General features: G+C 47.5%; 18 protein-coding genes and 1 riboswitch. Of the genes, 12 read left to right on the top strand and 6 right to left on the bottom strand.

Annotation, left to right across the window (positions count from 1 at the left end; all coding sequences use genetic code 11):
• The first annotated feature begins 8 nt into the window (after nt 1–8).
• The 8 genes from pflA to T363_RS0107925 all read left to right on the top strand — a co-directional run bounded on the left by pflA (nt 9) and on the right by T363_RS0107925 (nt 8,492).
• Entirely contained in the window at nt 9–710 is a 702-nt protein-coding gene (pflA, locus tag T363_RS0107960; protein WP_031474914.1) for a pyruvate formate-lyase-activating protein, read from the top strand.
• 147 nt (nt 711–857) lie between these two features.
• Nucleotides 858–1,064, top strand: a riboswitch (cobalamin riboswitch).
• Between the two features lie 166 nt (nt 1,065–1,230).
• Entirely contained in the window at nt 1,231–2,202 is a 972-nt protein-coding gene (locus T363_RS0107955) for a sirohydrochlorin cobaltochelatase (RefSeq protein ID WP_031474912.1), read from the top strand.
• Between the two features lie 63 nt (nt 2,203–2,265).
• Complete coding sequence (locus tag T363_RS0107950) at nt 2,266–3,153, top strand: hypothetical protein (protein WP_051643172.1); 888 nt, start codon at nt 2,266–2,268, stop codon at nt 3,151–3,153.
• Complete coding sequence (locus T363_RS0107945; RefSeq protein ID WP_031474908.1) at nt 3,150–4,298, top strand: ABC transporter substrate-binding protein; 1,149 nt, start codon at nt 3,150–3,152, stop codon at nt 4,296–4,298. Before T363_RS0107950 ends, T363_RS0107945 begins: the two co-directional genes overlap by 4 nt.
• 22 nt (nt 4,299–4,320) lie before the next feature.
• Nucleotides 4,321–5,346, top strand: coding sequence for a FecCD family ABC transporter permease (locus T363_RS0107940; protein WP_031474906.1), 1,026 nt, complete (start codon nt 4,321–4,323; stop codon nt 5,344–5,346).
• A 3-nt stretch (nt 5,347–5,349) separates the two neighbouring features.
• Nucleotides 5,350–6,456, top strand: coding sequence for an ABC transporter ATP-binding protein (locus T363_RS0107935; protein ID WP_031474904.1), 1,107 nt, complete (start codon nt 5,350–5,352; stop codon nt 6,454–6,456).
• 139 nt (nt 6,457–6,595) lie between these two features.
• Nucleotides 6,596–7,960, top strand: a complete 1,365-nt coding sequence (locus T363_RS0107930) for an MATE family efflux transporter (RefSeq protein ID WP_031474902.1) — start codon at nt 6,596–6,598, stop codon at nt 7,958–7,960.
• Nucleotides 7,961–7,988: 28 nt separating this feature from the next.
• Nucleotides 7,989–8,492, top strand: a complete 504-nt coding sequence (locus T363_RS0107925; protein ID WP_317393901.1) for a GreA/GreB family elongation factor — start codon at nt 7,989–7,991, stop codon at nt 8,490–8,492.
• Nucleotides 8,493–9,233: 741 nt separating this feature from the next.
• Here T363_RS0107925 and T363_RS0107915 read toward each other — a convergent pair.
• A complete protein-coding gene (locus tag T363_RS0107915) occupies nt 9,234–10,223 on the bottom strand; it encodes a toll/interleukin-1 receptor domain-containing protein (RefSeq protein ID WP_031474896.1) in 990 nt (329 codons plus the stop codon).
• A 301-nt stretch (nt 10,224–10,524) separates the two neighbouring features.
• Here T363_RS0107915 and T363_RS0107910 point away from each other — a divergent pair, with 301 nt between their 5' ends.
• Nucleotides 10,525–11,163 (top strand): recombinase family protein, encoded by a 639-nt coding sequence (locus T363_RS0107910; protein WP_031474894.1) that lies wholly within the window; start codon nt 10,525–10,527, stop codon nt 11,161–11,163.
• A 175-nt stretch (nt 11,164–11,338) separates the two neighbouring features.
• On the opposite strand, the gene T363_RS0107905 is transcribed toward T363_RS0107910, so the two are convergent.
• From T363_RS0107905 to T363_RS0107885, 5 genes are all read right to left on the bottom strand, one after another.
• Nucleotides 11,339–11,527 (bottom strand): hypothetical protein, encoded by a 189-nt coding sequence (locus T363_RS0107905; RefSeq protein WP_031474892.1) that lies wholly within the window; start codon nt 11,525–11,527, stop codon nt 11,339–11,341.
• 20 nt (nt 11,528–11,547) lie between these two features.
• Complete coding sequence (locus T363_RS0107900; RefSeq protein ID WP_031474890.1) at nt 11,548–12,111, bottom strand: hypothetical protein; 564 nt, start codon at nt 12,109–12,111, stop codon at nt 11,548–11,550.
• A gap of 67 nt (nt 12,112–12,178) precedes the next feature.
• Entirely contained in the window at nt 12,179–12,664 is a 486-nt protein-coding gene (locus T363_RS0107895) for a cyclin family protein (protein WP_031474888.1), read from the bottom strand.
• Nucleotides 12,665–12,744: 80 nt separating this feature from the next.
• Nucleotides 12,745–14,991, bottom strand: coding sequence for a hypothetical protein (locus T363_RS16575; protein WP_242840251.1), 2,247 nt, complete (start codon nt 14,989–14,991; stop codon nt 12,745–12,747).
• A 24-nt stretch (nt 14,992–15,015) separates the two neighbouring features.
• Nucleotides 15,016–15,300, bottom strand: a complete 285-nt coding sequence (locus T363_RS0107885; protein ID WP_031474884.1) for a hypothetical protein — start codon at nt 15,298–15,300, stop codon at nt 15,016–15,018.
• Between the two features lie 167 nt (nt 15,301–15,467).
• Between T363_RS0107885 and T363_RS15565 the strand changes: the two genes are divergently transcribed.
• From T363_RS15565 to T363_RS15560, 3 genes are all read left to right on the top strand, one after another.
• On the top strand, nt 15,468–15,743 hold the full coding sequence (locus T363_RS15565; protein ID WP_242840250.1) for a helix-turn-helix domain-containing protein: 276 nt from the start codon (nt 15,468–15,470) through the stop codon (nt 15,741–15,743).
• A gap of 625 nt (nt 15,744–16,368) precedes the next feature.
• Nucleotides 16,369–19,230: a hypothetical protein gene (locus T363_RS0107875; RefSeq protein ID WP_031474880.1), complete on the top strand. Its 2,862-nt coding sequence runs from the start codon at nt 16,369–16,371 to the stop codon at nt 19,228–19,230.
• An 80-nt stretch (nt 19,231–19,310) separates the two neighbouring features.
• A partial coding sequence (locus T363_RS15560) for a helix-turn-helix domain-containing protein (protein ID WP_031474878.1) occupies nt 19,311–19,546 on the top strand: 236 nt, incomplete at its 3' end.

The following is a 19,546-nucleotide window of genomic DNA, read 5'->3' as shown; positions in this document are numbered from 1 at the left end:
GTGACTTGATGACCGGACGCATCCATTCCATCCAGTCCCTTGGCGCGGTAGACGGGCCAGGCGTGCGCTGTGTGGTATTTCTGCAAGGCTGTCCGCTGCGCTGCGTTTACTGCCACAATCCGGATACATGGGACCCCACCGGCGGGGAAGAAATCGACACGGATGCACTTGTGCGCCGTGTGCTGCGCTTCCGCCCCTATTGGAAAAACGGCGGCGGCGTGACCGTTTCGGGCGGTGAACCGCTGCTGCAAGCGCCCTTTGTCGCAGAATTCTTTCAAAAGCTGCATGAGCAGGGCGTACACACCGCGCTGGATACCTCCGGCACCGGCTGCCCAACCGCCGCGGCCGAGCGCGTGCTGCGGCACACCGATCTGGTGCTGTGCGATCTGAAATTCCTCACCGCAGCGGACTACCGGCGCTACTGCCGCGCCGACCTTGCGCAGGTCGAACGCTTTTTGCAGCTTACCGCGATGAAACGCGTGCCGCTCTGGGTGCGGCATGTGGTCGTACCCGGCCTGACCGATGATCCGGAGCATCTGCGTCTGGTCAAAGCACGCGCCGAAAGCTGTCCCAATCTGGAAAAGCTCGAATTTCTGCCTTTCCACAAGCTGTGCATCGAAAAATATGACCGGATGGGGCTGGACTTTCCGCTGCGCGATACCCCTGCCATGAACGAGGCATGGCTCAAGCAGCTTTTATCCAAATTATAAACTGCCGTTTGCGCCGGAGGGAGCCTGTCATCCGCTTTCCTCCGGCTTTGCTGTGTTTTCTCCGCAAAATGCGTTGCACCCTGTTCTGCGATGTAGTATAATGTGGCATATCGGAAAACCGTCCCCCCTGCGGGCGCGGTACAACTGCATAGGAAGCGAACAGCCGGTGCCCTGCTTTCCGCTTTGCGGAAACGTCAGGGGTAAAGGGGAAACAGGTGCAAAACCTGTGCGATCTCGTCACTGTAAGCAGGGAGCGTACGTCTTTGGAATTTCCGCCACTGATCGACCGATCGGGAAGGCAGGCGTGCGTGTCGATCTGCGAGCCAGGAAACCTGCCGTCTGTTGGTACAGGAACAACATTCCGGATCACGAGGGCTTGATCGTACTGAAACCGCTGTGTTTTACTGCGATCCCTTTCTCCGCGCCGCGCGGGAAAAGGGGTTTGTTTTTCCTGTCCGCCTTGCGGCTGCCGGATACAATGTGCTGCCGGACAGCTCCGGCATATTAAGGAGGAAAACAAATGAAACACAACAAAATCAGCGCATGGATGCTGACGGCTTCCATGCTCGCCGCCCTGCTGTCCGGCTGCGGCAGCAATCAAACGCCCCCCGCAGACGGCGGCCCTGCCGCACAGGCCGACCCGGAAGAAAACTACGAAACAGGTGATGCAAGCTTGGACGATCCCCGCAACCAGAATGAGATCGGTGAAAACGAGCTGCTGGTTGTCAGCTTCGGCACCAGCTATAACGACAGCCGCCGCCTGACCATCGGTGCGATCGAACAGGCCATGGAGCAGGCCTTCCCGGATTATACCGTGCGCCGCGGCTTTACCAGCCAGATCATCATTGACCACGTCAAATCCCGCGACGGCGTTTCCATCGACAACGTCGGTGAAGCGCTCGACCGCGCTGTGGAAAACGGCGTGAAAAAGCTGGTCATTCAGCCGACCCATCTGATGGACGGTTTGGAGTACAACGACCTGATCGAAGAAGCCGCACAGTATAGCGATGCGTTCGAGCAGATCGCCATCGGCAAGCCGCTGCTGACCAGCGATGCGGATTTTCAGGCTGTGATGCAGGCGATCATCGACGCGACCAAAACATATGATGACGGCGAAACCGCCATCTGCTTTATGGGACACGGCACGGAAGCGGCCTCCAACGGCGTATACGCCAAGCTGCAAGCCATGCTGACCGGGGCCGGCCACACCAATTACTTCATCGGCACGGTCGAAGCCTCCCCCTCGCTGGAGGATGTGCTGGCTGCCGTGCAGAAAAGCGGCTGCAAAAAGGTCGTGCTGCGCCCGCTGATGATCGTTGCAGGTGACCACGCCAACAACGATATGGCAGGCGATGAGGAGGACTCGTGGAAGACCGCCTTTGAAAACGCCGGCTATGAGGTAACGACCGTGCTCAGCGGCTTGGGCGAGCTGGAAGCAGTCCAGTCCCTGTTCGTGAAGCACGCACAGGCCGCTATGGATACGCTCGCCTGATTCCCCGCATACTGCAAGAAAGGAGCCGTGCTCCGGTCAACCGGCGGAGCACTATACGATAGGATGAAAACAACCCGATTTTGGGGCGCGCTGTCGCTGGCTGCACTGCTGCTGACCGCCGGATGCAGCGCAAAACCCGCAGCGCAGGATATTCCCGCGCCAAACAATGCCGTTGCCGCACCAGGCGAAATGACCGAGGTACACGAGGTCGTTGAGGAGGGCATGACGCCGCTCACCGGCGACCAGCTCCGGGATGGCGTCTATCCGGTCACGGTGGACTCCAGCTCCGCCATGTTTCAGGTAGAAGCCTGCGAGCTGACCGTACAAAACGGCAGCATGACCGCCAAAATGACTATGGGCGGCACCGGATACCGGTATATCTATATGGGCACGGGAGAACAGGCCGCTGCCGCTGCTGAAAGCGCATACATCCCGTTTGCAGAAACCGAAACCGGCGCCCACACCTTTACCGTTCCGGTCGAAGCGCTCGATCAGGGTATCGGCTGCGCGGCGTTCAGCAAAAAGAAGGAGAAATGGTACGACCGCACGCTGCTGTTCCGCGCAGATTCCCTGCCGGCGGATGCCTTTGCCCCCGGCGTACTCGTCACGGCAGAGAGCCTGTCGCTGCCGGACGGCAGCTATCTGGCCGATGTCACCCTGACCGGCGGCTCGGGCAGAGCCAGCGTCTCCTCCCCCGCCAAGCTCACCGTGCAGAACGGCGAGATCACGGCGGAGATCGTTTGGAGCAGCCCGAATTACGATTATATGAAGATCGGCACCATGCAGTATCCTGCCGCCGTGACCGACGGCCACGCGGTCTGCTCGATCCCGGTCACCGTATTCGACCGGGCGATGCCGGTCAAGGCCAACACCACGGCGATGAGCGAACCGCATGAGATCGACTATACCCTGCGGTTCGATTCCGCCTCGATCACCCCCGCGGACACATGAGAAAGATATTTGCGGCGCTGCTTTGCGCCGGTATCCTGCTGCTGCCCGGCTGTACAGCCCCGGCTTCGGATCCATCTGCTCCCGCAGCAGCGGACTGGTGCGGCCTGACTTATGAATACAGCTTACCGCTCACCCATGCGGATCAGTTTACCGTCAGCTATTACAAAAACGGGTACGCCCGTATCGACATTGCGGATGGCAGCCGGTATCTGGTCGTCCCCGCCGGGCAGGATGTCCCGGACGGGTTGGATAACGGCACGGTCATCTTGCAGCAGCCGCTCGACCGCATCTATCTGGTTGCCACCTCCGCTATGGATCTGTTCCGTGCGGTAGGCGGTCTGGACAGCATCCGCCTGTCCGGCACGGATGCGGATGGCTGGTATATCCCCGAGGCACGGCAGGCCATGGAGCGCGGCGATATTCTGTACGCCGGCAAATACAGCGCCCCGGACTATGAACGTATCTATGCGGAGCAATGCGACCTTGCGGTCGAATCCACCATGATCTACCACACGCCTGAGGTCAAGGAGCAACTCGAACGGCTCGGCGTGCCCGTGCTGGTCGAGCGTTCCAGCTACGAAAGCGACCCCCTCGGCCGCATGGAATGGGTCAAGCTGTACGGTGTACTGCTGGGCTGTGAGACGCAGGCCGAAGCCGTGTATCAAGCCGAGCTTGACCGACTTTCCGCTATTGCCGATCAGCCGGACACAGGCAAAACCGTTGCGTTTTTCCATATCAATACCAACGGTTCGGTTACGGTGCGTAAATCCGGGGACTATGTCGCCAAAATGATCGACATGGCGGGCGGAGATTATGTGTTTTCCGAGCTTTCCGCGCAGGAGGACAATGCCCTTTCCACCACCAACCTGCAAATGGAAGCTTTTTACGCCGGTGCAAAGGACGCGGACTGCCTGATCTACAACAGCACGATCGGCGGCGAGCTGCACACCATGGAAGAGCTGCTCGCCAAAAGCCCCCTGCTTGCAGACTGCAAAGCTGTGCGCGAGGGCAGCGTATGGTGCACCGGGCAGAACCTGTTCCAGTCCTCCATGGGGCTGGGCGGGATGATTCTGGATATCCACACTGTACTGACCGACCCCGCCCCTGACCCTGCGGCGCTTACCTATCTGCACCGCCTGACCTGACGCAAAGGAGGAATCCCCCCTGATGGAGCAACCGTCCCGCCGCCGCACTGCTGCGGCCTTTGCCGCGCTGGCGCTGGTGCTCATGCTTCTGCTGATCTGCAGCCTGAACGTCGGCAGCATCTCCCTTTCCGCAGGCGAGGTGCTGCGCGGTCTGCTGCACCGCAGCGGTGAGCACGCCGCCATCCTGTGGGAGCTTCGCCTGCCGCGCAGTCTGGCCGGTATTCTGCTGGGCGGCGCGTTGTCGGTCGCGGGTTTCCTGCTGCAAACCTTTTTTAACAACCCGATCGCCAGCCCATTCATCCTCGGCATCTCTTCCGGGGCGCGGCTGGCGGTTTCGCTGCTCATGGTCGGCCTGCTGTGCCGTGGCTTCCTCATCGGCTCTGCGGGTATGATTGCCGCGGCCTTTGCCGGAGCCATGGCGGCAATGGGGATCGTACTGCTGCTGTCGCAAAAAGTGCGGCAGATGGGGCTGCTGATCGTCTGCGGCGTGATGATCGGCGATATCTGTTCTGCCATCACCGACTTTGTGGTGACCTTTGCGGATGATGCCAACATCGTCAACCTGCACAACTGGTCGCGCGGCAGCTTTTCCGGCATCTCGTGGGACAATGTGCGCGTGCTGGCTCCGGTTGTACTGACTGCACTCGCGTTGGCATTCCTGCTGTCCAAGCCGATCGGCGCCTATCAACTGGGCGAAGGCTACGCGCAGAGCGTCGGCGTGCCGATCCGCCGGTTCCGTCTTGCGCTCATCCTGCTGTCCGGACTGCTGTCCGCCTGCGTGGCAGCCTTTGCCGGTCCGGTTTCTTTTGTCGGCATCGCAGTGCCGCATCTGGTCAAAGGGCTGTTCGGCACCGCCAAGCCGCTTGTGATCATTCCGGGCTGTTTTCTGGGCGGTGGCGCGTTCTGCCTGCTGTGCGACCTGCTTGCACGCACGCTGTTTGCACCGACCGAGCTGGGCATCAGCTCGGTTACGGCGGTGCTCGGCGCACCGGTCGTCATCTGGATCATGGTGCGCCGCCGTCTGCGCACGGATGAAAGGGGGAGCTGAGCCTTGCATGAGTTTCTGGTGCATACCGACGGGCTGACCGTCGGCTACCGCGGCGTTCCCCTGATCCGGGATATCACTCTTCAGGTGCGCCGCGGCGAAATCCTTACGCTGATCGGCCCCAACGGTGCGGGCAAATCCACCATTCTCAAAAGCATCATCCGTCAGCTGATGCCGCTCGGCGGCACGGTCTATCTGGACGGACGCGATATGTCCGGTATGCACGAACGCGCCATTGCACAGCGCCTGTCGGTTCTGATGACCGACCGCAGCCGCCCCGAGCTGATGACCTGCGGTGAAGTTGCCGCCGCAGGCCGCTATCCCTACACCGGCCGTCTGGGCATCCTGTCGGCTGCCGACCGCGCTAAAGTGCATGAAGCGATGGCGCTCGTCCATGCAGAAGCGCTGTATGACCGCAGCTTTGACGAAATCAGCGACGGCCAGCGCCAGCGGGTGCTGCTCGCACGCGCGATCTGTCAGGAACCTGAGGTGATCGTGCTGGACGAGCCGACCTCCTTTCTGGATATCCGCTACAAAGCCGAGCTGCTCACCATTCTCAAGCGTCTGGTGCGCGAAAAACAGATTGCACTCATCCTTTCCCTGCACGAGATCGATCTGGCACAAAAAATCTCCGACCGCATCGTGTGCATCCGTTCCCATGCGGTCGACCGCTGCGGCACGCCGGAGGAGATCTTCTCCGGCGGGTATCTGGAACGCCTGTACGGCATGACTGCGGGCAGCTTTGACGAGCACTACGGCGGCATTGAGCTTGCGGCTGTTCCCGGCCCGCCCCGTGTGTTTGTCATCGGCGGCGGCGGCAGCGGCATCCCGGTCTACCGCCGTCTGCAGCGGCAGGGCATCCCTTTTGCCGCCGGCATCCTGCACGAAAACGATCTGGACTGCCCCGCTGCCCGGGCGCTTGCCGCACAGGTCATCACCGAGCAGGCATGGCAGCCGGTCCGCCCGCAAACCATTGCGCAGGCCAAAGCTGTGATCGACCATTGCGCACAGGTGCTCTGCTGCGTGCCCGCTTTCGGCCCGCTTAATGACTGCAACCGCCTGCTGGCGGAATATGCCGGCAGCCGTCTGACAGCGGTAACGGACAGCACTTGACAAACCCCGCCGCCTGTGGCATACTGATAGCTGCTAAAACACTGTGTGGATTTTTCAAGTATTTGCTTCTTTTCGCCACATGACCACCCCAAACGGGGGTGCTCATGCGGCGTTTTTTTGTGCGCGAACGGAGGAACCAATGAACGACCGCTTTATGAGAGAACGCCCCATCCTGCCCCTGCTGCTGTCCATGGCCATTCCCAATATGGTGTCCATGCTGGTCAGCGCCCTGTATAACATTGTGGACAGTTTTTTTGTTGCCCGTATCAGCGAACAGGCCATGACAGCGCTGTCACTCGTATACCCGGTGCAAAACCTGATCAACGCCATAGCAATCGGCTTCGGTGTGGGCGTTGGGGCGCTGATCTCACTTTCACTGGGTGCCGGTGACCGCGCCGCTGCGGAAAACGCCGCCGGCAAAGGGCTGCTGCTGTCTACCGTACACGGCGTGACCGCCACCGTTTGCAGCATCGCCCTGATGCCCGCCTTCCTGCGTATGTTCACGCAGGATCGGGAGGTGATTTCTTATGGCACGCAGTACGCCGCCATCGCCTTTTCCTTTTCGGTCATCATCATGCTCGGCATGACCTTTGAAAAGATCTTCCAGTCGGTTGGCTGGATGAAGGGCGCCATGCTCAGCCTGCTGTGCGGCTGTATTGCCAACATCCTGCTCGACCCGCTGCTGATTTTCGGCCTCGGCCCCTTTCCCGCGCTCGGCATTGCAGGCGCGGCAATCGCCACCGGACTGGGGCAGTGTATCACGCTGGCAGTTTACCTGCTGCTGACGCGCTGCCGCCCGCTTCCCATCCGCATCGGGCGCACACGGCTGCGGCCCGACCCGCAGCGCGATCTGCGGCTGTACACGGTCGGACTGCCTGCCGCACTCAGCCTTGCCCTGCCTTCGCTGCTGGTTTCCTTCCTCAATGCACTGCTCGCGCCGTATTCCCCGCTCTATATCGTCATCCTCGGCGGCTACTACAAGCTGCAAACCTTTTTGTATCTGCCTGCAAGCGGCACGGTGCAGGGGATGCGGCCGGTCATCGGCTATAACTACGGCGCAGGAGAAGCCGCGCGCGTCCACCGCATTTACCGCTATGCCCTTGGCATCAACGGGCTGATCATGGCAGCAGGCACGCTGATCTGCCTGCTGTTCCCCCGCCCGCTGATCGGCCTGTTTACCGATCACCCCGCCACCCTTTCCGCCGGTGAGACCGCCCTGCGCATCATCAGCGCCGGATTCCTCGCCTCAACGGTTTCCGTCACCGCTTCCGGTGCGCTCGAGGGGCTTGGAAAAGGCCCGCAGTCGCTGGTGATCTCCCTGCTGCGCTATCTGGTCGTGATTTGTCCGGCTGCGCTGATCCTATGCCGCCGGTTCGGCCCGGATGGCATCTGGCACGCATTCTGGATCACCGAACTGCTGACCGCTGCGCTGGCGGCGTGGATCTGCCGCCGGGCGCTGCCCGCCGCACCCAGCCCTTGCTCCGCACCGCAAAAAGGCATATAATAGGGATACACTGTCACAAGGAAAGGGAATGGATATGCACAATGATCTGACCGCACAGGATATTGCCATGATGCAGAAAGAGCTGGATCACCGCCGCCTTGAGCTGATGCCCGAGCTGATCGAGGAGGTCAAGCGCACGCGCGCCTTCGGTGATTTGAGCGAGAATTTTGAATACAAGGCCGCCAAACAGGCGCAGAACCGCAACCGCAGCCGCATCCGGTATCTGGAGCGGATGATCAAATCCGCCCATGTGATCGAAGACCGCGCCGCGGCGGATGAAGTCGGCCTGTTTGACCGCGTCGAGCTGTTGTTCGAGGAGGACGGCGACACCGAAACCATCCAAGTCGTAACGACCGTCCGCTGTGACCCCCTGCAGGGACGGATCAGCCGCGAAGCGCCGCTCGGCCGCGCCGTACTCGGCAAAAAACAGGGGGATCGGGTCACGGTTACCACCGATGAGGGCGGCAGCTACACGGTTGTCATCCATTCCATCACCAAGGAAGAGGATGATGGCACGGGCGCCATCCTGTGATTTTTCCCGCTTCCGCGTGCGTTTTTTATCGCGCAGAAAAAAGCTCCCTAATGGGAGCAAAGCTTGCCGGGAGCTGTATTTTCCGGCAATATAAAACGCCCGTTCCGCAGAACGGGCGTGAGACTGTCGATAAACTTCGTTTTTCGAGCAGTCTCTCGATCGAAACCACGCTTTCGATCGAATTTGCGACTGCGAATCGCGCCCTTTGGTCACAATTCTTCGTCGTCTTGTATAAAAATCGAGATACACGCTCCCGATTTTTATGAAAATTGCAGCAAGCTGCAATTTTCTATTTGATGCGCGCTGTCGCGCGTATTGGTGAAACGCATCAACAAAATACTTTTTCGACAAGCTGAAAAACGCCCGTTCCGAAGAACGGGCGTTTTTTGTGCAAAAGAGGGAAACTTACTTGTTGTCAACCTCAGCCATGTGCTCGATGAGCATCAGCAGCTTGTTGGAGTAGCCCCACTCAACAATTTTAGACTTTTCTGTTGAAAATATAATAGATTTCTGTTCAAAAATCCATTTTACATCTACAAAAAGTTCAAAAATATGTTTTCTATTCTGTTTCTGAATATGTATAGCTACCATAAAAGAAACAATACCCGCTTGCCTCTTTTTAAGGCGTAACTGGGTTGTTTGGCTTACTCGCTACCAGTGCAGGAACGAAGTAAGATTATTTGAATAATCTATAGTCTACTCTATAGTGATACGCCTGTCAAGTCGAACACATAACATCTTTTAGTCATCAAAATTGACCTGAGTAGCAAGCTTGTCCACAATTTGGCGATGATTGAGTTCTTGTTCTTTTTTCTGTCTCTGCATTTCTGCTTGATGGTGAATATACCCTTTTTCAATCTCATTAGCTTGTTGAACTGCCCATTTCAATGTATCTTGATGGTATTGCACTACTTCTTCCATTGTTGTACCATCTAAAATAATTTTATCGCCAACAACACGAGCTATATGTGGGCGATGCATTGTTGTAAATTTTGCTGGTTTATCCCAACAAGCGACAAATGCTTGACTCCAAAAGACACTGGGTGTTTTAGATAAACGAAAAGGAATTTTATATAATGCGCTTCCCGCACTGCCATCCATCTTGGGTAAAGTCACTTCACCTTTTACAATACCGTTTATCTTGATGTCTTCATAGTTCTCTATGCCTATGGTATCTCTATCTACGTATTTTTTTACTACATAATCCTCGTGTCTAATAGCTTTAGAATTAGTGGAGATTCTTTTCTGACTGACCTCTTTCTTATTTTCTATGGGTGGTATGGAATCATATTGTTCGCCTTTTATATTTGCCTTTAACTTACAATATTGCGTTTCATAGGTATCTTCTCGGCTTAGGTCAACACCAAATCTCGTACCTAACCCTGATGGAACCGCACTTTCCCACGTTCCATCTTTCAATATTGGTATAAATTTATTCTTATTTTTATTCTGGAATAACTCGCTTGTAATAATTGTTCCTTCATAACCTACACCGCCTTGGCGATTATCTGATTTTTCTTTATATTTAGGTGTACAAATAATAAGCACAAAATCATTTTCACGTATTGACTCTTCCATGAACTGTGTCAATTCTTGACCCAATTGCAGCTGCCATTGGTCTATTCGCGCATCTATTCCATCTTTTCTTAATCGAGATGCTAAGTCACTAACCCATTTAATGTGCGCTGGATTTTCTTGCGCATAAGATATAAAAACCGTTGGAATATGCACTTTTTGACCTCCCTATATCCTATGATAGTTACTATTATAACCCATTTAAAGAGCAATGTATACGAAAAATAATCTATATTACTTACATAAATACGCACTATGGGGTGTTACATTGTTTTAGGCATTCTAGATTTTGTATATTAGTAATTAAAAAGTATACAATTTGATACTATCTAAATTCATGCCGAAATAGGTATCAAAATCTACACAAAATATATTTTAATTATTCTCAAATTATTTCTTTACTTTTTAATACCTTTCAATTATAATAAAAGTATCAAAAAGATAGGAGGTTTTGAGAATGGCTGTTTATGGCTATCATCGGACAAGCACAACCGAGCAGCATTTAGATAGAGGTGTAGCCGCGATTCGCGCTTATTGTGAAACCAACCATTTAGAATTAGCCGACCTCTATACAGACCAACAGACGGGTAAGAACTTTGACAGGCCAGAATATAAATTTATGAGGAACAGGCTGCTTAAAGGCGATACGCTTATTCTCTCAGAGCTTGACCGTTTAGGCCGCAACAAAGAAGATACATTAAAAGAGCTTCGCTTCTACAAGGACAAGGGCGTTATTGTTAGGATTCTTGAAATCCCTACAACCCTTACTGATTATTCCAATCTACAAGATGATATGGCAAGCATGATAATGCAAACCATCAACAATATGCTGATTGAAATGTATGCTGTCTTTGCTCAGGCCGAGATGCAGAAACGCGAAAAGCGGCAACGTGAAGGTATCCAAGCTATGAAAGAACGTGGGGAATGGGATAAATATGGCCGTCCTCGTGCTGTAGATTTTGACATATTCCGCACTCAATATCAGCGTGTACTTTCTGGTGAACTTCGTCCGTTCGAATGTATGCGTCAGCTTGGCATGACGAAACCGACTTTCTATCGCTATAAGAAGCAATATGAACAATCTACAAAGGAGTAGGATAAGTTCCTATTCCTTTTTTATTTCTGGATATGTTTTTGTATGTTAGTAGATTATTTACTCACAGATAATAACCGCTTGGCATTGTATCTATAAGTTATCGTTTTTGACGAACATCTGCATAAGAAAAAGGAATGGGTGGTGTACCCATTCCTCTTTTTGATTAAATCAGTTGTTACTGTTTAGCCAACCAATTAGAAAAATCATTTGCTACATCTTTTTCAGATTCATTCATACCGCTAAAATCCCCGGTCTTTAATCTATTCCCAAAACTATCTTGCGCTTTTTCATATTCACTTTCTTCGCAGGCAGCGAGGCTAAGCATTGTCATAATTGCTAATATTAAAATTGCCGCTTTTTTCATTTCTATAAACCCTTTCTTTATTAGTTTACATAATTCTCATATAAATCGTCAATTAAATCGCTCATACCTTGCATATACTCATCCTCTGATACTTTTCCATCATTATCATCATCATATTTTGCCGAATAGGTATCATCCTTTGAATAGTTGTATGTTGGTTCATCTTTAGTAGAGTGATTTGTATAGCTTGAATAGCTGTTGCTCGAACTGCCGGAATTTTCATCTATCGAATCACTTCCATCCAGTCCCAATTCTTTTGCGTATTCATCATACAAATCACAGGCTTCACTTTCTGAAATACCAAATTCTTGTGCAGCTTCTTTAAATACTTCATCCCGATATTCGCTTTGCGACTTGGTTAAGTATTCATCATCTGCGTAATAAGCATAATCGTTGTCAGCAATGAAGTTAAATACATCTTCTGCATCTACATCACCATTGGAGTTGCTATCTGAATAATCAATATTGTCTGTCGAACTTTCGTCTGTATCAAAATGCGGTAATAGTAGATTATAAATTACTACTACCAGTAAAAACAAACCAACCACACTAATTAAAACTATATTATTTTTTATCTTTTCCATTTAAATCACCCTCTCAACAACCAAACCAATTTTTTAGTTAGATGCTCAGTCAATTGAATTTTTAGAATCATTTAATTTCAAAAATATATGGAGACTCAAAAAAGAGTTGAGTGTAATTATCTCTCATATCGTAATAGGACACACTTGCAATTTGTAAACTGTGTGGTATCTCTTTATAGAGTACATCTAGGACACATGCTTGCCCATCTTCAACAGAACTCGGATATTGCGGATATGTACTTTCGATGATATCTCCCTTTTCATTTAAATATGCAACATTTAAAGTTATTGTTTTTATACGTTGCCCTGAGGTATTTCTAAAAGATATGTCACATGATGCATAACCGGAGCTATCCATAGGATGTGGTTCTATAGACTCCACAACAATTATGTTGTCATTTGAAGTTATTTCCTCTTCGTTAATCTCATTAGAGGATGATGCTTCATTCGTGCCAGTATCCGAATAAAAGTCATTATCAGCTGCAACGGTGTTCGACTGAGTACAACCCGCCAATAGTAATAACAAAACAATGATTGTCATTTTTTTGAACATGGTAACATTTCCCCCTTGTCTTGATGAATGCTGAATAAATCAGAAAAAAGATTTACTTGATTTTTGATAGTTGGAAGCTTTCACCATAAATCCCAGTCATAGACTGCGCACTGGCCATCATCATTTCTTCCAGTAGCAACCACCGTTCCATCTGATTTTAAACCTACTGTGTATCTAACACCCGCCCACACTGCGATAATGTTTTTCCAACCATCTACATTACACTGACCATCATCATTATTCCCTGTCGCAACTACAGTACCATCTGACTTTAGACCGACAGTATGGTCTCGGCCTGCCGAAATTGCTATAATATCGCCCCAATCGTTAACATTACATTGACCATCAAAATTATTGCCTGTAGCAACTACGGTTCCATCCGATTTCAATCCTACTGTAAAATCAAATAAAGCTGATATATCTACCACATTTCTCCAACTCGATACATTGCATTGGCCATTATCGTTATCTCCTGTGGCCATCACCGTACCATCCGATTTCAATCCTACTGTAAAACCACTATAAATAGTGCGTCCCGCCCCTAATTCGATAGCAATAATATCGTCCCAATCACTTACATTGCATTGACCGCTCATGTTTTCTCCAGTTGCTACAACGGTTCCATCCGTTTTCAAACCGACCGTATAATTACTATTATTAGAAATAGACGCAATGTTCATCCAATTGTTTACATTGCATTGACCTGACCCGTTATTGCCTGTCGCTAACACCCTTCCATTATTCATTAGGCCTATGGTACAACCACCACTGGCTGCAATCGAATTTATATTTGACCAATCATCTACATTACATTCGTTGCCGCTTCCTGCGGCGACAACACTACCGTCGTACTTTAATCCTATGGTATGGTTACCGCCTACATATACCGCTTTAATATTTGACCAATTTTCTACTTTTGTCTCACTATCGTTATTATCCGCAGAATTATATCCCGCGACCAGAACTGTTCCATCTGACTTTGCAGCTACTGTAAAACCAGATACATCCATTTTTTCACCAAAGTCCTGCAATTTTCGCGCTTGTACAATACTATCCTTATATGGGACAGCCAACAAAAACTCTTTCAATGCAGTATCATTGTCTGATTTATTGAGTGCGTCCATAGCCTTAGAATAATGCTCTTCACCTATGATATTCGCACATTCTTGCGCTCTGCTTGCAGCATCAGAATAGCTGCCCAGATTTTCAAACAGCGTTTTGGCTTCTTCATAGTTTCCGTTTTCAAATTCTTTTTCTGCCTGCTCATATGATGCACTATCCTGTATTTCTTGAATCCTGTCAGCCGAATCTTCATAATCCCCTAATGTCTCAAACAGCTCTATTGCTCCCTTTGCATCACCACTTGCAAGTTTGCTTTCAGCCCAAGCATATTGGGTTTCTTTTATTTTCTCCTGAGAATCCTTAAAGTCTGCCAAGTCTTCAAAAGTAGAAATTGCTTCTTCATAGTTACCTGCTGAAACAGCATTATTTGCCATACTATAACGAACATTAGGGATAATCACTTGCACGACCAATGCACAAACGGCAATCAACGCAACGATGCTGCCGCCAATAATCCCAGCTTTCTTGCCTATCTTGAGCGCTTGCTGCTTCTGTGCTTCTACTTGCTTCTGTCTCTCTTCCTCAGCTTGTCGCGCTTGTTCCTCCCGCTCGGCCTGCTCTTTCTTATACTGTTCCAATCCCGCTTGCAGTTTATCTACATCATGAAGAGCAAACAGCTTTTCCAAATTCACACCACAAGCGGGACAAGTCTTTTCTGCATCTACAAGAATCTTTCCGCACCCACATATGGTATATCCATCTTTGTTGGCTGGCAGATATTTATGTTTGTCACTTTGTAGACAGATACCATGTAATTCTCTTTTATATTCTTCTGCTAATTCCCCTAATTCTGAAATAGGAGTATTGTCAATATGAAACAATTCAAAGGGTTTATTACAATCATTTTTCCATGTTGAGCCATCTACAAACACAATTTTAGTAGGATTGATAGAAACACTTCTTGTTTCTTTGTCAGGTAAAACAATAGGTGTTTTATCTCCGAAAGTTTGATATTGCTTTACTTCAATATCCAGATAAGAAAAGCTATCTACATCAGGTAAAGGATTATTCGTTACATCAAAGCAGTTTATATGAACATATAGTGCCTTAATTGATTTTGAAAGTGTATTTTCAAACTTACACTGAATAAATATATTATTATTCTGGTTATCCTTTGTTAAGGCATGAGAAAGCAAGAGAATAGGACAATCTACAACATAAAAGGTATTCGTATTATGCTGTAGAATGGTATATCTTTCAGCCATTCTTTTTATCTCCTTATACCAATCTCAAATGTTCGGTAAATCATCAGAACTATTATTGTTGATATTCCTTGAAATGGAATTCATTGTCCCCTGTGTACCGTCTTTAATATCTTGCAGGAGCTGAATCACTTCGCCAAAAGCATAAATACCAAAACTGACAACTATGCTCAGCCCGAAAAAGACGAAACTTAATGATTCTATCAAATCTACATAAGAATCATGCATAGATAAAGATATCAACAGCCCTGCTACCGCATTTACAATAGCGTATATTTTTAATATTTTGGCTACCATATTCTGATTTTGCATAGCAATCATCTCCCATTGTCAATTTAAAATATCTTTCCATATTCCAAAGTATACATCCCTATATTTTATATGTCAATTTTAAATATCATTTAGATAACGCAATATCATTATGATTACAATACCCTAAAAAGGGTGATTATATGTTGATTATTGGGGAGCGAATCAAAATGCTCCGAGAAAGTAATAATATATCTCAAGCTGCTTTAGCAAAAAGATTAGGGATAACCCGCTCAAGTGTAAATGCTTGGGAATTAGGTATAAACGTACCAAGCACACAATATATCATTGAATTATCTGATATATTCAAGGTATCTACGGATTATTTGTTGTGTATTCCGAAAACTCAATCTGTAGGCCTATCTGGTCTGACAGAAGATGATATTTCGGTTATCTACCAGCTTGTTTTGCATTTAAGAAATAAAAATACAGCAAATCCTAAATGAAATTATTGAAATAATAAACATATAACGTGTATTAAACGTATTTTGCATGGATAAATCAGAAAAAACAACAAAATTAGATTTGTTTTTATGGTATAACGAATATTTTTGGGTTGTAGATGCAGGATAACCTATTACTTTTTATGTTGATATAAAAAAATGCCGTTGGCTCTATTGATTTAGAACCAACGGTTTTTTATTTCTTATTTTTTATCTTTTATCATGCGATATTATAAAAATAATATATTTAAATTTTATTTGCTTTAAAAGCAATAAAATTAAGCATTTATTCTGATTTATAAAACTTTTTGCGCTTAAAAACTCTTTCCAAATTCCAATTATTTAAATAATTCGATTATTGGACATTTTTGCAACTTTTTTAGCTTTTAAAATCAATTATTTTAATAATTATGGCTATTTTTAAAACTTTTTTGACTTGACAAGTAGAGAGCTTTGTGCTATACTATATATGCACAAAAAGAAAAAGAAGCCCGGCGCGCAGACTTCTTCTTGAGAGATATTTTACTTTTTTTCTCCCCTTTTACCCCACATCACCCAAATATATATATTTGGGTTGAGTGAGGTAAAAAGGGGTACAAATAACATTATCTCGAAAGAAGGTTTTTTTATGAGTATAATAATATCAAGAAATGGTTCCCCCGCGAAACCTAATGGAAATAAAGTTGGGTGGCTTCGCCAATGTAGGAATCTCTACAAATTTGATGGGAATATCCAGCAAATTGCAGATAAAATCAGTCATGGCCATACTATTTACACCAATGTTCTGGATTTAAGTGCTAATCATGGTGTGAATGTAAATTTCAAAAAATTTCTATCATCTGAATGGATTGGCCTTGACTTTGATAATTCTTCGGATAGCCATGAACGATTGCAAAACCCAGATTATCTCACTATGGGCGACTGTATCGAAAAAATGAAAAGCATGGGATTATATCCCGCTATTGTTTACCCTACGTTTTCGTTTACACCAGAGCATCACAAATTCCGTGTCCTTTTTCATCTGAATGAGGTAATCCCTAAAGAAAATCAGCGCAAGCTTTGTATTTTGATTGAAATGTTGATGACCTTATTTCCCAAATGTGATAAACAGTGCAAAGACTTTGCCCGTATGTTCTTTGGCACTAATAAACCTATTGACACTTTCTATATTGATGAAGACGCAAGGCTGGACGAACAGGCATTATGGCAACACTATGTTTCTTTTGTAAATAGTTCTATTTCAACCTCATCTGACATGGCAAAAAAATGGAGAAAAAATGCAAAAGATTGGGCTGTAAAATTGATTGGGACACCTCAAATGCCAAATGTACGAACCGAAGAGTCCAACCCTGTTATTGATTTCGAGTTTGTTGAGGGTTATGCTGAACAATCGTTTCAGATGGCTAAATCATATAAACCGCCAGAGAATGATGATAGCTCAGATGAACAAAACATAGCCGCAAGTACAAACAACCAGACCCCTACGGCAAATTCTCAGCATAGACGCAACAATGATGTACCCCGCTCGAATGAAGAAGCTCCGCATCAAATCCGTATTCGAAATTGGGAAAACAAATTTATATGGATGTCCACGCTTTACCGAAAGTTTGTAAACGGAGAATGCAGGTTGAATTATCAGCAGCGATTCTTCTTTGTTTCAAATTTGCGCTTTATAGAGGGCGGTATTACACATTTTCTTCAGCACATAGAAGAAAATATTTCACTTTATGAAGAAGACCATGACTACGATTATTACAAAAAACAAGCCAGCGATATGATGCGTTCTGCCCGCTATAAATGCTCTCTTGCATATCTACAAAATAATAGTGGAGAAAACTTATATCCTTATGACGATTATTTAACTGGTTGTGGATGTGCGAATATTTTTGAAGCTTTAAAGCAGAGAATACTGCTTCCTAAAAGGGTTGCTGTAACGCGCAAAAGCCCTGTTGATAAGGCAAACTGGAAGTTGCGTCAGTGCTTTGAAAAAGCTCTACTGTGTCCCGGCAATGCTATTCATGCAATTCGCGCCGGTGTAGGTGTTGGCAAAACTGAGTTATATACTCATTCTGATTACTCTAAATACGAAAGAGTACTTTTCGCTGTGCCTACACACGACTTAGCATGTGAAGTGGAACAGCGTTTAATTGAGGCAGGCCATCAAAATATTGTGCGTATCAGAAAACGCCCGACACTACCATATCCGGAAGATGAAGCACAATACCAAAAATATCTAAAAGCCGGATTGACGAAACAGGCGCATGAGTTTTACACTCGATGCTGTGCTCCATATCAGGATGCACCAAGCGGGCTGGAGGAATATGAGCGTTCCTTGCGAAATGCTTCTCATGCGCATATTGTGATTTGTACCCATGCATATCTTTCGCTTGCAGTAGAGCCAAATGATTATAGCTTGGTTATCATTGACGAGGATATTAAAAGCTCTTTTCTGAGTACAAAAACATGCTCGTATGATGCTCTGGTGGATTTTTATAGCAGCCGTGTTTTTCCGGAAAAGAAAGAAAAATATCTGCCGCTTGTTGAACAGATTAACAGGGAATATGAAACGATTGCAAGCGATACAACTTATTCTTATGTTTATTCAGAACCTATTTCTACTGTAGCAATAGATTCTGGGTTTTCCGAAGATGATTTTGATATAGCGTCACTTGATAATTCTCCCAACAGCGAACTCAGCTATGAGAATGCTGCTTATTTTGCGCAGAGTAATTCGTTTACCATCAGCGAAGACAAAACAGTTTCTTTTGTGAACAAACTGCCGTATAAGCCGCTTTGCAAAACAATTATCTTGTCTGCTACTATGAATAAACTCATCACAAAAAAGTTGTTTACTCCTCGGATGTTTCATTGGTATTCCATTCCTGAAATTCGTAACCAACAGCGCGTTATTCAGGATATTACTTATTCATGCAGTTCAACCTGTCTAAGTAATCGCTTTGATACTGTAGTCGATTATATAAAATCCGTTGTTCCTGATTATACAAATTATACAGTCCTTACATTCAAGAAATGCGTAGAACGTTTTGTAGAAGCAGGATTTCATGCAGAGCGAAATAGCGAAGGTAACTACTATGCCTTTGGCAATTTGGATGGCGTAGATGAATTGAACGGTAAGAATTTGCTTATCATTGGAAAGCTTTCACTTGCTGAACCCATCTACAAATTGCTAGCCAATGCATTAGGGCTGCATATCTCCGACGGAAGGCAGCATAAACATTATCAGCAAATAGGGGATTACGTTACCTTCTTTTACTCCTTTTCTGATGAGAATTTACTTGCTGTGCAGATGGGAACAACTCAAGCATCTATTGTACAAGCAGCAGGAAGAGCGCGTACAGCCCGAACTAATGCAAAAGTTTTGATTTTTTCCGATATTCCTGTCCCTATTGCTGATGAAATCCGTTATATGAATGTTCCTATCAGCGAAAACAGCAACAGAGCAATAAAACAACGCTATCTTGCGAGCTAAAAGAACCGAGCGAGTGATATGAACTGCACCCCATTTGTTAGACAGTATGATATACTATCTAACAGATGGGGTGATTTTTTATGCCAAAGGGAGTTTCACAAAAACGATATGCACCAGAATTCAAGAAACTGGTAGTGGAAACTATGAGGAAAGAAAATCTCAGCTGCACAGAAACAGCTGAGAGATTCGGGATCCGCCACAAGCGAGTACAGGACTGGGAACGAATCTATCTGACCGAAGGTCCAGAAGGCTTGTATATTGAGCGGCGTGGTCGAGCAGCTACAGGCCGTCCTCATAAGATTTCCAAGGATGTAGA

This window comes from Agathobaculum desmolans ATCC 43058 (genome assembly GCF_000701665.1).
Classification (GTDB): domain Bacteria; phylum Bacillota; class Clostridia; order Oscillospirales; family Butyricicoccaceae; genus Agathobaculum; species Agathobaculum desmolans.
This window is presented reverse-complemented; position numbering and strand designations above follow the sequence as displayed.

Excerpts from the sequence above, each read along its gene's own strand:
- pflA (WP_031474914.1), top strand. The coding sequence starts at position 9 with ATGACCGGACGCATCCATTCCATCCAGTCCCTTGGCGCGGTAGACGGG.
- T363_RS0107955 (WP_031474912.1), top strand. The coding sequence starts at position 1,231 with ATGAAACACAACAAAATCAGCGCATGGATGCTGACGGCTTCCATGCTC.
- T363_RS0107950 (WP_051643172.1), top strand. The coding sequence starts at position 2,266 with ATGAAAACAACCCGATTTTGGGGCGCGCTGTCGCTGGCTGCACTGCTG.
- T363_RS0107945 (WP_031474908.1), top strand. The coding sequence starts at position 3,150 with ATGAGAAAGATATTTGCGGCGCTGCTTTGCGCCGGTATCCTGCTGCTG.
- T363_RS0107940 (WP_031474906.1), top strand. The coding sequence starts at position 4,321 with ATGGAGCAACCGTCCCGCCGCCGCACTGCTGCGGCCTTTGCCGCGCTG.
- T363_RS0107930 (WP_031474902.1), top strand. The coding sequence starts at position 6,596 with ATGAACGACCGCTTTATGAGAGAACGCCCCATCCTGCCCCTGCTGCTG.
- T363_RS0107925 (WP_317393901.1), top strand. The coding sequence starts at position 7,989 with ATGGATATGCACAATGATCTGACCGCACAGGATATTGCCATGATGCAG.
- T363_RS0107910 (WP_031474894.1), top strand. The coding sequence starts at position 10,525 with ATGGCTGTTTATGGCTATCATCGGACAAGCACAACCGAGCAGCATTTA.
- T363_RS0107905 (WP_031474892.1), bottom strand. The coding sequence starts at position 11,527 with ATGAAAAAAGCGGCAATTTTAATATTAGCAATTATGACAATGCTTAGC.
- T363_RS0107900 (WP_031474890.1), bottom strand. The coding sequence starts at position 12,111 with ATGGAAAAGATAAAAAATAATATAGTTTTAATTAGTGTGGTTGGTTTG.
- T363_RS0107895 (WP_031474888.1), bottom strand. The coding sequence starts at position 12,664 with ATGTTCAAAAAAATGACAATCATTGTTTTGTTATTACTATTGGCGGGT.
- T363_RS16575 (WP_242840251.1), bottom strand. The coding sequence starts at position 14,991 with ATGGCTGAAAGATATACCATTCTACAGCATAATACGAATACCTTTTAT.
- T363_RS0107885 (WP_031474884.1), bottom strand. The coding sequence starts at position 15,300 with ATGCAAAATCAGAATATGGTAGCCAAAATATTAAAAATATACGCTATT.
- T363_RS15565 (WP_242840250.1), top strand. The coding sequence starts at position 15,468 with ATGCTCCGAGAAAGTAATAATATATCTCAAGCTGCTTTAGCAAAAAGA.
- T363_RS0107875 (WP_031474880.1), top strand. The coding sequence starts at position 16,369 with ATGAGTATAATAATATCAAGAAATGGTTCCCCCGCGAAACCTAATGGA.